The 13,691-nt window shown below is 59.1% G+C and carries 13 protein-coding genes and 1 pseudogene; 5 read left to right on the top strand and 9 right to left on the bottom strand.

The features are described from left to right. Positions 1-42: 42 nt before the first annotated feature. Positions 43-897 (bottom strand): tetratricopeptide repeat protein, encoded by an 855-nt coding sequence (locus J8I26_RS16725; RefSeq protein ID WP_209608241.1) that lies wholly within the window; start codon positions 895-897, stop codon positions 43-45. Positions 898-1,033: 136 nt separating this feature from the next. Then, positions 1,034-2,587, bottom strand: a complete 1,554-nt coding sequence (murJ, locus tag J8I26_RS16720) for a murein biosynthesis integral membrane protein MurJ (RefSeq protein WP_209608240.1) — start codon at positions 2,585-2,587, stop codon at positions 1,034-1,036. Between the two features lie 399 nt (positions 2,588-2,986). On the opposite strand from murJ, the gene rpsT reads away from it, so the two are divergent. Continuing rightward, positions 2,987-3,253, top strand: coding sequence for a 30S ribosomal protein S20 (gene rpsT / locus J8I26_RS16715; protein ID WP_050468109.1), 267 nt, complete (start codon positions 2,987-2,989; stop codon positions 3,251-3,253). 202 nt (positions 3,254-3,455) lie between these two features. Here the strand turns inward: rpsT and J8I26_RS16710 are convergent, their stop codons facing one another. From J8I26_RS16710 to J8I26_RS16700, 3 genes are all read right to left on the bottom strand, one after another. Beyond that, the gene (locus tag J8I26_RS16710; protein WP_209608239.1) at positions 3,456-3,920 is read right to left on the bottom strand and encodes a DUF192 domain-containing protein; all 465 of its coding nucleotides are present in this window, start codon (positions 3,918-3,920) and stop codon (positions 3,456-3,458) included. Positions 3,921-4,094: 174 nt separating this feature from the next. Next, on the bottom strand, positions 4,095-4,274 hold the full coding sequence (locus tag J8I26_RS16705; RefSeq protein ID WP_209608238.1) for a hypothetical protein: 180 nt from the start codon (positions 4,272-4,274) through the stop codon (positions 4,095-4,097). Between the two features lie 172 nt (positions 4,275-4,446). Further along, complete coding sequence (locus J8I26_RS16700; RefSeq protein WP_209608237.1) at positions 4,447-5,007, bottom strand: pseudouridine synthase; 561 nt, start codon at positions 5,005-5,007, stop codon at positions 4,447-4,449. Between the two features lie 210 nt (positions 5,008-5,217). Here J8I26_RS16700 and icd point away from each other — a divergent pair, with 210 nt between their 5' ends. Next, positions 5,218-6,477 carry an NADP-dependent isocitrate dehydrogenase gene (gene icd, locus J8I26_RS16695; RefSeq protein WP_209608236.1) on the top strand — a complete coding sequence of 420 codons (1,260 nt, stop codon included), beginning with the start codon at positions 5,218-5,220 and terminating at the stop codon, positions 6,475-6,477. Between the two features lie 168 nt (positions 6,478-6,645). On the opposite strand, the gene J8I26_RS16690 is transcribed toward icd, so the two are convergent. Then, complete coding sequence (locus J8I26_RS16690) at positions 6,646-6,849, bottom strand: cold-shock protein (protein ID WP_209608235.1); 204 nt, start codon at positions 6,847-6,849, stop codon at positions 6,646-6,648. A 339-nt stretch (positions 6,850-7,188) separates the two neighbouring features. On the opposite strand from J8I26_RS16690, the gene clpS reads away from it, so the two are divergent. Together clpS and clpA are read left to right on the top strand one after the other, a co-directional pair. Then, on the top strand, positions 7,189-7,503 hold the full coding sequence (gene clpS / locus J8I26_RS16685) for an ATP-dependent Clp protease adapter ClpS (RefSeq protein ID WP_050468104.1): 315 nt from the start codon (positions 7,189-7,191) through the stop codon (positions 7,501-7,503). Further along, complete coding sequence (gene clpA, locus J8I26_RS16680) at positions 7,500-9,803, top strand: ATP-dependent Clp protease ATP-binding subunit ClpA (protein WP_209608234.1); 2,304 nt, start codon at positions 7,500-7,502, stop codon at positions 9,801-9,803. Before clpS ends, clpA begins: the two co-directional genes overlap by 4 nt. Before the next feature lie 604 nt (positions 9,804-10,407). Here the strand turns inward: clpA and J8I26_RS16675 are convergent. The 3 genes and pseudogenes from J8I26_RS16675 to dut all read right to left on the bottom strand — a co-directional run bounded on the left by J8I26_RS16675 (position 10,408) and on the right by dut (position 12,308). Then, entirely contained in the window at positions 10,408-11,505 is a 1,098-nt protein-coding gene (locus J8I26_RS16675; RefSeq protein ID WP_209608233.1) for a M48 family metallopeptidase, read from the bottom strand. Positions 11,506-11,516: 11 nt separating this feature from the next. Further along, positions 11,517-11,720, bottom strand: a pseudogene (locus J8I26_RS16670) (dUTP diphosphatase); the annotation flags it as partial. Between the two features lie 126 nt (positions 11,721-11,846). Further along, positions 11,847-12,308 (bottom strand): dUTP diphosphatase, encoded by a 462-nt coding sequence (gene dut, locus J8I26_RS16665; protein ID WP_209608232.1) that lies wholly within the window; start codon positions 12,306-12,308, stop codon positions 11,847-11,849. Positions 12,309-12,495: 187 nt separating this feature from the next. Between dut and J8I26_RS16660 the strand changes: the two genes are divergently transcribed. After that, complete coding sequence (locus tag J8I26_RS16660; RefSeq protein ID WP_209608231.1) at positions 12,496-13,620, top strand: hypothetical protein; 1,125 nt, start codon at positions 12,496-12,498, stop codon at positions 13,618-13,620. The last annotated feature ends 71 nt before the right edge of the window (positions 13,621-13,691 follow it).

Below are 13,691 nucleotides of genomic sequence, written 5' to 3'. Positions count from 1 at the left end.
TCCTGCTCGCGCAGGGATCGCCGGTCGCTTATTGCATCGGTTTCAGTTGGGTTTGCGTAGCGCCTCGCGCAGGTCCGGCAGCATCTCGCGCAGGCTCTGTGCGTCATCGGCGTGCGGGCGCATCGCCAGATAGGCTTCCAGGTCTTCCAGCGCGGCTTGCGCCAGGCCGAGGTTGGCGTGCGCCAGGCCGCGGTCGCGGCGTTCGGTGATTTCCTCCGGCAGCAGGATCACCAGGCGTTCCTGCACATCCAGCACCTGTTGCCAGCGCTGGCTTTCCATGAAGATGGCCTTGAGGTTGCGTAGCATGCGCGCCAGGATTTCACGCGGATGCGCGGCGCGCAGGTACGCGGCCAGCGGCAATTCGTCGTCGAACTCTTCCTCGTGTTGCTGCTGGCGTTCGAGATAGGGTTCCAGGCGCTCTTCCAATTCCTCGCGCGACAGGCTGGAGCCGTTCATCGGATCGAGCACGATCTCGCCCGACTGCACCGAGAGCTTCATCAGGAAGTGGCCGGGGAAGGACACCCCCTTCATGTCCAGGCCGACCTGCTGGGCCAGCTCGATGTAGACCACCGCCAACGAAATCGGGATACCGCGTCGCGTCGCGATGACGCGGTGGATATAGCTGTTGTCGGGGTCGTAGTAATTGTTGATGTTGCCGGCGAAGGCCATTTCCTGGAAGAAGAAATGGTTCAGCATGCGCAGCTTCTGGATCTGCGATGCATCGGTCGGCAGGCGCTGCCTCAGCTTGGCCGACAGCATGTCGAGCTCGATTTCCTGCTCGGCAAAATCCATCTCGGGATAGAAGTCCTGTCCCAGCGTCAAGGCGGATTCGAACAAGGGGATCGAATCATCCTGGCGCACCAGCGAAGCAAAATATTCGAGGGAGGTGAGCGTCATGCCGTCCATCCTATCAAAATATTTTGACCGGCGTCACGCATGAAAACGTCGCAGGAAAAATACTTGTTGTTTCTCCCGGGCAGCTCTGGCGGATGAGGCTGCCTCGGTTTAAGCTCTTGCTCTTTCCGCCTCTTGTTCAGCGGCGCGCGATGCGCTTGAATTCGCGCAGCCTGAATCCCATCGCAAACAGCGGGCCGAAATAGGCGAGTCCGCAGACCGCGATGACCAGCCCCAGCGCGCCGATGCGCAGTAAGGGATGCGCGCGTAATGCGATCCAGTCAAAGTGACCCGCAATCCATAGCGCCACACCGGCCAGCACCAGCAGCGCGCCCGTCAGGCGCACCAGGAACATGCCCCAGCCCGGGCGCGGCACATAGATCTGGCGACGGCGCAGGCCCCAGAACAGGAAGCCGGCGTTCAGGCAGGCGCCCAGCCCGATCGACAGCGCCAGGCCGGCGTGCGCGAACATCGGCACGAACAGGCTGTTCATCAGCTGGGTGGCGATCAGCACGCCGATGGCGATCTTGACCGGGGTGCGGATGTCCTGCTTGGCGTAAAAGCCGGGGGCCAGGATCTTCACCATGATCAGGCCGATCAGCCCGACGCCGTAGGCCACCAGCGCGTGGCCGGTCATGGTGACCGACAGGTTGTCGAATTTGCCATAGTGGAACAGCGTCGCCGTCAGCGGCTCGGACAGTGTGGCCAGCCCGACGGCGGCCGGCATGGCCAGCATGAAGGTCAGGCGCAGGCCCCAGTCGAGCAGGGCGGAGTACTCGTCCATGTCCTTGGCGGCATGCGCATTGGCCAGGCTGGGCAGCAGGATGGTGCCCAGCGCCACGCCCAGCAGCGCGGTTGGAAATTCCATCAGGCGGTCGGCATAGGACAGCCAGGACACGCTGCCATGTTCCAGGCGCGAGGCGATGTTGGTGTTGATCATCAGGCTGATCTGCGCGGCGGACACGGCGAACACGGCCGGGCCCATCTTCTTGAGCACGCGCTTCACGCCGGCGTCGGCCAGGCCCAGCATCGGATTCCAGTACAGGCGCGGCAGCATGCCGATCTTCACCAGCGCCGGCACCTGGATCGCCACCTGCAGGATGCCGCCCACCAGCACCGCGAAGGCCATGGCGTAGATCGGCTGATCCATGAAGGGCGCAACGAACAGCGACGCGGCAATGAAGGCCAGGTTCAGCAGCACCGAGGTGAAGGCCGGGATCTTGAATTCCTTCCAGGTATTGAGGATGCCGCCGGCCAGCGCCACGAAGGCCATGAAGCCGATGTAGGGGAACATGATGCGGGTCATCACCACCGAGGCGTGGAAGGCGTCCTGGTTGTATTGCAGGCCGGTGGCGATGAAGTACACGACGAAGGGCGTGGCCACGATGCCGACCATGCAGGTGACCAGCATGACCCACATCAGCACGGTGGCGACATGGTCGACCAGGTGCTTGGTTTCTTCCTCGCCGCGCTGGTTCTTGTACTCGGCCAGGATGGGGACGAAGGCCTGGGAGAACGCGCCTTCAGCGAACAGGCGGCGCAGCAGGTTGGGGATGCGGAAAGCAATATTGAAGGCGTCGGTATAGGCCGAGGCGCCGAAAGCGCGGGCAAACAGGATTTCTCTGGCCAGTCCGGTGATGCGCGAGAGCATCGTCATGCCGGAGATGGCGGCTAGCGTTTTATGCAAGTTCATGGTGCGGCATTATAGCGGCGCGGCCGATGACGGCGGCCGCCGGTTGCAGGGAGTCGGGGCTGCCGTCCTGATGAGTCGGGCTGGGCAGGTGCGGCGGTAGAGTGGTTGGATTTCGAATCGGTTCGATGCTACTGGAAAAATTCTTTTTGACAATATTTCGCCTTGTTTTGACGCTCTCTCCCTAATGGATGGGGCGAGGCGGCCCTTGGCGCGACGCGATCAATGCGCGCCTGCGCTTTTTTGGCTGGATAGCAACGGATGCGCCCAAATTCATGGCCGTTCGGGCAGGGTATTTGCCCTGTTTCGGAAAAATGGTTATAATCCGATGCTTTACAGAATTTGGCATCGCGAGTCCCCGGGGTTTGCGGCGCACTACGACTCTCGATTTAGGATAATTTCATGGCAAATACCGCACAGGCACGTAAGCGTGCACGTCAAGCAGTTAAGCAAAACGCGCACAACTCGAGCCAGCGTTCGACCCTGCGCACCGCAATCAAGGCTGTTCGCAAGGCAATCGCCGGTGGCGACAAGGCCGCAGCAACCTCCGTGTTCCAGGCTTCGGTGTCGACCATCGACAGCATCGCCGACAAGAAGATCATCCACAAGAACAAGGCTGCTCGTCACAAGAGCCGCCTGGCTGCTGCCCTGAAGGCCCTGGCTGCTTAATTCGCCGGTCTTCGACTGAGGTTCGCCTCGGTTCGCAGTACAACAAAAACCCGTCTGGTTTCAGGCGGGTTTTTGCATTTGGTCGAACGATTTGAGCCAAGGATATGGGGCAATGCCCGGCTTGTGGGCCTGATCCTCCTGGCCGGATAAATCGTCCGGCCTTGCTTGCGCCGGGAGCGGCTCCCGGCGCAGCGGGGCGAGCTTACTTCGGCAGGCCGTCGATCTTGGTGCCGGGCTTGATGTTCTTGCTCTTGAACCAGCCCTTGTTCATTTCCAGCGCATAGACCGCGCCGCGCTTGGCGCAGTGCGAATCCAGCGTCTGTTCCTTCATTTCCTCGATGTTGATGATCTTGCCGTCCTCGTCCATGAAGGCGACCGACAGCGGGATCAGTGTGTTCTTCATCCACATGCATACGCCGGCCGGCGCGCCGAAGAGGAACAGCATGCCCTCGTTATCGCCCATCTTTTCCCGGAACATCAGGCCCTGCTCGCGCTCGGCCTCGGTCTGCGCGACCTCGGCCTTGATCAGGTGGATGCCGATGTTGAGCTGGGTGGTCGGGAATTTGCGAACCTGCGGCGTCTGGGCGCCGGCGCTGCTGGCGCAGGCGGCGGTCAGCAGGGCGATGGCGGTGTGGCTAAGGAAGCGGCGTAATTTGGCTTGGCGCATGATCGGTATTTGTTTTTGGGTCAATCCGGAAAGCGGGACAGCAGGATTATAGCGATCCGTCGCGCTGGCGTCGGATGAGGGCGGGAAAGTGGATGCGGACGATTGCTTGCCGGGTGGCGCAGAAATGAAAAAAGGCAGGACCAGCCTGCCTTTTTCGAATTGCGCGGACGCTAATTACTTAGCTTCTGCTGCCTTCTTTGCCTTCTTTGCTTTCTTGGCCTTCTTTGCCTTCTTGGCCTTCGGTGCCGGAGCAGCGGCTTCAGCGGCCGGAGCAGCAGCCGGAGCGGCCGGAGCTTGTGCGAAAGCAGCAGTTGCGAACAGACCAGCGATCAGAGCGGCGATCAATTTTTTCATTTTGCGTCCTTCAATTCAACATGTTAGGGATGTGAGGCAAACGATGATTCGTATGAATCACTGTCAATAACGGCAGGCGTCAATGGAGGTTGACAGCAAGTTTCAACTTTTTTGTGAGGAAGTGGAGCGGGGGATTTAATTTATTTCTATGTGGAAATAATTTGAATCCGTTTTACTTCTCCAGTTCAAGCGGATCGACCTCGCGCCATTCGCCCGGCAGTACCGGATGCGTGGCCAGGGAAAACGGTCCGATGGCGATCCGGATCAGCCGCAGCGTGGGCAGGCCGACGGCGGCGGTCATGCGGCGCACCTGGCGGTTCTTGCCCTCGCTGATGGTCAGCGCAATCCAGCTGGTCGGCTGGTTCTTGCGCTCGCGGATCGGCGGATTGCGCGGCCACAGCCAGCCCGGTTCCTGGATCAGCCTGGCTTCGCCGCGCTGGGTCACGAAGTCGCCCAGGTCGAGCGGATTGCGCAGGCGCTCCAGCGCTTGCGGCGAGGCTTCGCCCTCCACCTGCGCGAGATAGGTCTTGGTCTGTTTGCGGCGCGGGTGGCTGATCTCGTGTTGCAGCTTGCCGTCGTCGGTCAGCAGCAGCAGACCTTCGCTGTCGGCGTCGAGGCGGCCGGCGGGATAGATGTCGGGAATATCGAGATAGTCTGAGAGTGTCTCGCGCTCTGGATGGGCGGAGAATTGGCTCATGACCTGGAAGGGCTTGTTGAATAAGATGAGAGGCATGCGCTAGTGTCGCAAAATCGCGGCTTGTCGTAAAACCCTCCGGCGTCGCGACCTGACATATCATGTGTCTTATAGATGAGATCTGCGGTGCGAGCCGGGACAAAATCATGCTTTGCACGCACTGCTGCCACCTGGTTTGCCGAAATCTCTTAAAATTCCCCGCTTGTTCCTTGCTTTTCAGCCATATTGCCTTAACCGCCGGAGACCACGATGTCGTCGTACCAACATATCCAAGTGCCAGCCGAAGGCCGGAAGATCACCGCCAACGCCGATTACACCCTGAACGTGCCGAATAACCCGATCATTCCCTATATCGAGGGCGACGGTATCGGCGTGGACGTCACGCCGGTGATGCTCAAGGTGGTGAATGCGGCCGTGGAGAAAGCCTACGGCGGCGCGCGCAAGATCCACTGGATGGAAATCTACGCCGGTGAAAAGGCAACCAAAGTGTACGGCCCCAACGTATGGATGCCGGATGAAACGCTGGAGGTCGTGAAGGATTACCTGGTGTCCATCAAGGGGCCGTTGACCACGCCGGTGGGGGGCGGCATCCGCTCGCTCAACGTTACCCTGCGCCAGCATCTGGATCTGTACGTCTGTCTGCGTCCGGTGCGCTACTTCAAGGGCGTGCCTTCGCCGCTGCGCGAGCCTGAGAAGACCGACATGGTGGTGTTCCGCGAGAACTCGGAAGACATCTACGCCGGCATCGAGTGGCAGGCTGGCTCGCCTGAAGTGGGCAAGGTGATCGAGTTCCTGACCAAGGAGATGGGCGTCAAGAAATTGCGCTTCCCGGAGACCTCGGCGCTGGGCATCAAGCCGGTCTCGCGCGAGGGTACCGAGCGCTTGGTGCGCCAAGCGCTGCAATACGCGATCGACCATGACAAGCCTTCAGTGACGCTGGTCCACAAGGGCAACATTATGAAGTTCACCGAAGGCGCCTTCCGCGATTGGGGTTATGCGCTGGCGGCGCGCGAGTTCGGCGCCCAGCTGATCGACGACGGTCCGTGGATGCGCATGAAGAATCCCAAGACCGGCCGTGACATCATCATCAAGGACGCCATCACCGACGCCTTTTTCCTGCAGGTGCTGATGCGCCCGGTGGAGTACAGTGTGATCGCTACGCTGAACCTGAACGGCGACTATATTTCGGACGCCGTGGCGGCCCAGGTCGGCGGCATCGGCATTGCGCCGGGCGCCAATATGTCGGACTCGGTGGCGATGTTCGAAGCCACCCACGGCACGGCGCCCAAGTACGCCGGCAAGGACTACGTCAACCCGGGTTCCATCATCCTCTCGGCCGAGATGATGTTGCGCCACATGGGTTGGATCGAAGCGGCCGACCTAATCATCGATGCGATGCAAAAGGCGATCTCGTCCAAGCGCGTGACCTATGACTTCGCGCGCCTGCTGGAAGGCGCGACGCAGGTGTCGTGCTCGGGCTTCGGCGAGGCGGTGATCGAGAACATGTAAGATCCTGCGCGAACGCATCTTCGGCATAAAAAAACCGGGCAAATGAATGCCCGGTTTTTTATTGTTCTTCGATTGTGCAGTTACCGGCAAGCCAGTGGCAATGCATGCCAGGCGACAGGCGCAAAAAAACCTCGCCGCGGCGAGGTTCTTCACTGCAAGCTGAAAAAATCAGCCTTGCTGGATGTTCGAAGCTTGCTTGCCCTTGGGGCCTTGGGTTACTTCGAACTGGACCTTTTGACCTTCTTTCAGGGTCTTGAAGCCGTTCATCTGGATTGCCGAGAAGTGAGCGAACAGATCCTCACCGCCGTCGTCCGGAGTGATGAAGCCAAAGCCTTTGGAATCGTTGAACCACTTAACAGTACCTGTTGCCATAAAAGCATTCTTTCAAATAAAAACTATCACACGAGCCGTCAAGCAAGAAGCATCGCGCGTCACGCAGCCCCCCTTAAACCGTGCCCCCTTTTCTACTGTTCATTACCGGCGAGCCGTAACTGCCTGTCAATGAAATCCCATTGTTCTCGGTAGAAATTAAAAAGTCAAGCAGTTTTCAACTGAAAGATTGGGCCGCTGTTTAGGCGTTCGACGATGTCGCCCTTGAATTAGGATAAATCATCGTCATCTGCGCGACATGAGGAAAACGCGTAATATCTCTCTCATCTAGATGTTACGTGTCCATTGTGCGTTGCACAGCTTTGATGGTCGAATAAACGCATGGCAACCAAGCACGAAAATGATGGCGGTACTGTCCTGGAGCGGCAGGAAGCGAAACTTAAGCCGCCCCCTATGTACCAAGTTCTGTTGTTGAACGATGACTACACGCCGATGGAGTTCGTCGTCGCAGTCATTCAGGAGTACTTCAACAAAGACCGTGAAACCGCGACGCAGATCATGCTCAAGGTTCACCGCGATGGGAAGGGAATGTGTGGTGTGTATCCCAAAGATATCGCATCCACAAAAGTGGAACTCGTTTTAACCCACGCTCGAAAGGCAGGGCACCCCCTGCAATGCGTGATGGAGGAAGCATGATTGCGCAGGAACTCGAAGTCAGTTTGCATATGGCCTTTGTCGAAGCCAGACAATCGCGTCATGAATTCATTACCGTGGAGCACCTGCTGCTCGCGCTGCTGGACAACCCGTCCGCAGCCGAAGTGCTGCGCGCCTGCTCGGTGAATATTGACGATCTGCGTAAAACGCTGACCAATTTCATCACCGACAATACCCCCACCGTCCCCGGCACCAATGAAGTGGACACGCAACCCACGCTGGGTTTCCAGCGTGTGATCCAGCGCGCGATCATGCACGTGCAGTCGGCGTCCAACGGCAAGAAGGAAGTGACCGGCGCCAACGTGCTGGTGGCCATCTTCGGCGAGAAGGATTCGCACGCGGTCTACTACCTGCACCAGCAGGGCGTGACCCGCCTGGACGTGGTCAATTTCATTTCGCACGGCGTGCGCAAGGACCAGCAGGCAGATCCGCAGAAGGCCCCGGAAGGCGCCGAGGACGTGCAGGCCGAAGGCCAGCAGAAGGAAAGCCCGCTCGACCAGTTCACCCAGAACCTGAACAAGGCCGCTGCCGAAGGCAAGATCGATCCGCTGATCGGCCGCGAAGCTGAAGTCGAGCGCGTCATCCAGACCCTGTGCCGTCGTCGCAAGAACAACCCGCTGCTGGTCGGCGAAGCCGGCGTCGGCAAGACCGCCATCGCGGAAGGCCTGGCTTGGCGCGTGACGCAGGGCGACGTCCCCGAGATCCTGAAGAACGCCGTCGTGTATTCGCTCGACATGGGCGCGCTGCTGGCCGGCACCAAGTACCGCGGTGACTTCGAGCAACGCCTGAAGGCGGTGCTGAAGCAGTTGAAGGACAGCCCCAACGGCATTCTCTTCATCGACGAGATCCACACCATCATCGGCGCCGGCTCGGCGTCGGGCGGCACGCTGGATGCGTCGAACCTGTTGAAGCCGGCGCTCTCCAGCGGCCAGCTGAAGTGCATCGGCGCGACCACCTATACCGAATTCCGCGGCGTGTTCGAGAAGGACCACGCGCTGTCGCGTCGCTTCCAGAAGATCGACGTCAACGAGCCGACGGTCGAGCAGACCGTGCAGATCCTGCGCGGCCTGAAGTCCAAGTTCGAAGAGCACCACGGCGTGAAGTACTCCGCCTCGGCGCTGACTTCGGCAGCTGAATTGGCCGCGCGCTTCATCAACGACCGTCATCTGCCCGACAAGGCGATCGACGTCATCGACGAAGCCGGCGCGGCGCAGCGCATCCTGCCGAAGTCCAAGCAGAAAAAGACCATCGGCAAGCCCGAAATCGAGGAGATCATCTCCAAGATCGCGCGCATTCCGCCGCAGTCGGTCAACCAGGATGACCGCGCCAAGCTGCAGACCATCGACCGCGATCTGAAGAACGTCGTGTTCGGCCAGGATCCTGCCATCGAAGCGCTGTCCTCGGCGATCAAGATGGCGCGCGCCGGTCTGGGCAAGACCGACAAGCCGATCGGCTCCTTCCTGTTCTCCGGTCCGACCGGCGTGGGCAAGACCGAAGTCGCCAAGCAGTTGGCCTTCATCCTGGGCATCGAGCTGGTGCGCTTCGACATGTCCGAGTACATGGAGCGCCATGCGGTGAGCCGCCTGATCGGCGCGCCGCCGGGCTACGTCGGCTTTGACCAGGGCGGTCTGCTGACCGAGGCCGTCAACAAGAAGCCGCATGCCGTGCTGCTGCTGGACGAAATCGAGAAGGCGCACCCCGACATCTTCAACATCCTGTTGCAGGTGATGGACCATGGCACCCTGACCGATAACAACGGCCGCAAGACCGACTTCCGCAACGTGATCATCATCATGACCACCAACGCGGGCGCCGAGAGCCTGCAGCGTCGCACCATCGGCTTCACCGAGAAGAAGGAAGCCGGCGACGAGATGGCGGACATCAAGCGCATGTTCACGCCCGAGTTCCGCAACCGTCTGGACGCCATCATCAGCTTCCGCCCGCTGGACGAGGAAATCATCCTGCGCGTGGTCGACAAGTTCCTGATGCAGCTGGAAGAGCAGCTGCACGAGAAGAAGGTGGAAGCCGTCTTCTCGGAAAGCCTGCGCAAGTTCCTGGGCAAGAAGGGCTTCGATCCGCTGATGGGCGCGCGTCCGATGTCGCGGCTGATCCAGGACATGATCCGCAAGGCGCTGGCCGACGAGCTGCTGTTCGGCAAGCTGGTCAACGGCGGACGCGTGACCGTGGAGATGGACGACAAGGACCAGGTCAAGCTGGAGTTCCCGGAAGGCGACGACTCTTCCCCGCCGGAAGAGCCGCAGGAAAAGCTGGAAGTGGAATAAGCTTTCTTCATCGCAGCAAAGAAAAAGCCGGAACCATAGTTCCGGCTTTTTTTATCCGCAGGCCTTGGACATCCCTTCAATCCCCGTGCAGAGCAGGCAGGCCTTCATTGAGCGCCATGCGTGACGGGCATTGCGCGCGTGCTCGTCTCGCTCCGCACGCTGTCCGCATAGCCGGCTCACATCCACCCACCGCCGTCATCCTGACGAAAGTCAGGATCCAGCGTCGTTCGTCGCTGCTGCGGGCAAACGGCACTGGATCCCGGCCTTCGCCGGGATGACGGAGGGGGGAGCGCCGTAGCTACAAAATGAAACTGCGGCGTCCGGCCGGCGTTTCATTCAAGCCGTCACAATAAATGCAGTGGCGGCATGCCCGTCTCACTTTCAATGCAGCCCGCATGACCGGTTCACACCCACCCATCCCCGTCATCCTGACGAAAGTCAGGATCCGGCGTCGTTCGTCGCGCGTTGCTGCTCCGGGTCAACGGCACTGGATCCCGGCTTGCGCCGGGATGACGGAGGGAAGGGTGGCGTAGCCAGAAAATAAAAACGGCGGGGGAGGCAATCCTCACCGCGCCGTGTTCATTCAGGCCGAAACAACGACAACTCAGGGCACCAGCGGCTTACCGGCCTCCTGCTTGGCCTTCACGATCTGGGTCACCTTGTCGATCATCGACAGGCGATAGGCGGTCGACGGGTGCAGCGCCGTATAGCCGTTGGGCACGCTGGCCGGATACTGTTCCGCTAGGCGCTTCCAGAAGGCCGGGACGTTGTCGATGCCGTAGCCGGCGCGCGCCAGCAGGTACAGCGAGAGCGTATCGGCGGCAGCGTCCAGGTCCTGCGGATAGACGCGGATGCCGGCGGTGCCGGCCGTGGTGGTCGGATCCGGGTGCGGCAGCAGCAGGTTGTCGATCACCTCGGCGATAGTGGAGACCATGCGCTGGCGGATAGCATGGCCCAGGATGTTGTGCGCCATGTCCTTGGCGATCAGGTAGGCCAGCTCTTCGTCGCTCTGCGCAAACTTCATCATGCCGCGAGTAATCAGCACGCGGCGGCCGTCGGCGTAGGTGTTGACGTTGTCGGCATTGCCCAGCTCGATGCTGAAGGCGCAGGCAAAGGTCAGCGGCACGTTCAGCGTGCTGGTCTGGCCCTTGCGCTGCACGCCCAGGCTGATCGGCGCCTTCTTCACCACCAGCGGGGAGAGCAGTACGGCGGCTTGGCGTTCGGCATCGGTGCCTTGCGGCATCGGCTTGCCGGCAACCGACATCAGCACGTCGCCGCGCTGGATGCCGGCCTGTTCGGCGCCGCTGCCCGGCAGCACGCCGGTGACTTGCAGGCGCTCGTCATAGCCCAGGCTGCGCGCGGTTTCGGCGTACTCGATCGGGAAGGAATACTTGTTCTTGGCGGTGAAGCCCAGCAAATTACGGGCATTGCCGCGGCACAATTGCGCGTTGGTCGTCAGCAGCGGCGCCGCCACGCGATAGAGGCGATCCTGCTGCGCGATCAGCTCGCGCAATTCTTTTTGCTGCGGGTTTTCAACCTGCCTGACCGGCTGCACCGCGACCGATGGCGCAGGGGTAGTGCTGGGAGCGGCCGGGGATCCTGTTTCCTGCGTCGCGCAAGCGGCCAGCACGGCCAGCGGCGCCAGGGTAACGATACTTTTTATCTTCTGCCACGAGGACTTGGGCATGTGGGGTGCGAGCATTCGATTCTCCGTCAGTGTTTGCCAGTGCTGCCGAAACCGCCGGCGCCGCGTTCGCTGCTGTCGAATTCTTCCACCACATTGAACCCGACCTGCAGCACGGGGACGATCACCAGCTGGGCCAGGCGTTCCATGGGGTTTAGGACAAATTCGGTAGCGCCCCGGTTCCATGTCGAGACCATCAGCTGGCCCTGGTAGTCGGAGTCGATCAGACCGATGGCTATCCGCACCCTGAGGTGTCTCAAAAGCTTGAAACCCGCTCCGATGTTGGGCTTTACGAAACAGTCATAAAAAAACTGTCTCAGTTGGCGATACTTCAGCGTAGGCAAACAAAAAGTGTAGGTTTAAGACTTCCCGGTGCTACCGAAGCCGCCTTCGCCGCGTTCGGTCTCAGTCGAGAACTCCGGTACAAAGCTCAAAGCAACTTGTACGACGGGCTGGAACATCAATTGTGCGATTCGGTCGCCAGGCTGGACCACATACTCTTCACCGCCGGAATTTGCGAGTATGACTGCAATTTCACCGTGGTAATCGGCATCAATCACGCCGATACCTTGAGCAACGTGCAGACCATGTTTGAGGGACAGACCGGAACGAGAAGCGACGATTGCAACCAGTGCTGGGTCCATCATATTGATAGCCAAGCCAGTTTTAATCAGTTCACGACCGCCGACGCGGATAGTGATTGGCGCATCGATGCATGCGCGGAGGTCTAAAGCAGCAGAGCCATCAGTCGCATAGGTCGGTACGGGGATTGTGTCACCCAGAAGGGGATTGACGATACGGGCTTCAATTCGACGATGCATAGCTTTATTGTGTTGACAGGTGAAAACTAGAGCGCGTCCTATTTTTTACAAATGGAGCGCCACATAAACAGGGCATTCTAGCAATTTCCGCTTCCAAATGGCTGTTTCGATTGGATTCAGCTGCTGCTAGTAGCTATCGGTGAGCATGATATTTTGGGGTTGGTCAGCACAATAAGAAGGGGGGGTAATGAAAGACTACTGCAAGTTAGACAGGAAATTTGTCGAAAGAAAATCTCACGACTACAAGGATTTTGTAGCCGCAGCGGCACGTGGGAAGCGAATTGGTTGGGATGATGTTCTTGAGAACAAAGCGTCAGTAATCATCGCTGCCGCTAATGCAGGTAAGACAATGGAGATGCAGCAGCGTGCACTGGAGGAGCGGGAAGCAGGCCGGCCGGCGTCATTTTTGGCGCTAAGAAGATTGTTGACGCTCGACACTCTTGAGCGTGCTTTGGAGGGGCCAAGCCGCACTTGCTATTTGGCGTGGCGCAATTCGAGTACAGAGTTGCTGACCCTCTTCGTTGACTCTTTGGATGAGGCGGCAGCCACTCATCGGGACAACATCGAGTATTTAGTCGGCAAGCTGATGAATGAGCTGGGTAGTGCGCGCGAGCGTGTGCGATGGGTTTTCTCTACGCGGCCTGCAATTATTACGCCAAATTTTCTTCCGATGTTGGCGCAGCTACTAGACGTTCAATATACGGTACAAGTGCGTTCATCTAATTCCGAGGATGGGCTAGTAGATTCAATCGCTGGAGTTTCTGACGCCAAGATGGCGTCCGTTGTGAGTACGTCCGCGTCTGGATTGAAGGTTTTCAGACTCATGGACTTGGAAGCAGACCAAGCAATTCGATATTTGGAAGAAACGAGGAGGATGTCGAACAGTAAATCGCTCATAGAAACTGCTGGAGAGCGTGGTTTGTTTGGGCTATGTCAAACGCCAGGGGGCCTTGATGTTATTGCACGAATTAACTTGCTTGATGACCCACCTCGTTCGCTGACGGAGGTATTCAATCGAGTAGCGCGTGAAGTACACAAGCTGCGCTCGGACGATAAGCGGCTTGACGATATTCTTGGTCTGAATGTTCAAGACCTAGAGGATGCCGCAGAGAGAATCGCGTCGGCCTCCCAGATTTGTGGGTTGGAGAATATTGAGATTCCGGTCGAGCGGAGCGAGATTAGTAATGACGTCTTGTCCGCGTTTCATATTGCCGCACCTAAGCTTAATCAAAAAGCGATTGAGCATCTTCTTTCATCTCAAATTTTCATTGATGATAGTTATCATCAAGTGAAAATGTACCCAGAATGTTGATTTGCTCGCAGAATTGACCCTCTCCAATTGACCCACCTTCCACTGCCTTCCAAAGGCAGCCACACGGTCGT

The organism is Herbaspirillum sp. LeCh32-8 (assembly GCF_017814915.1).
GTDB lineage: Bacteria > Pseudomonadota > Gammaproteobacteria > Burkholderiales > Burkholderiaceae_D > Herbaspirillum.
This window is presented reverse-complemented; position numbering and strand designations above follow the sequence as displayed.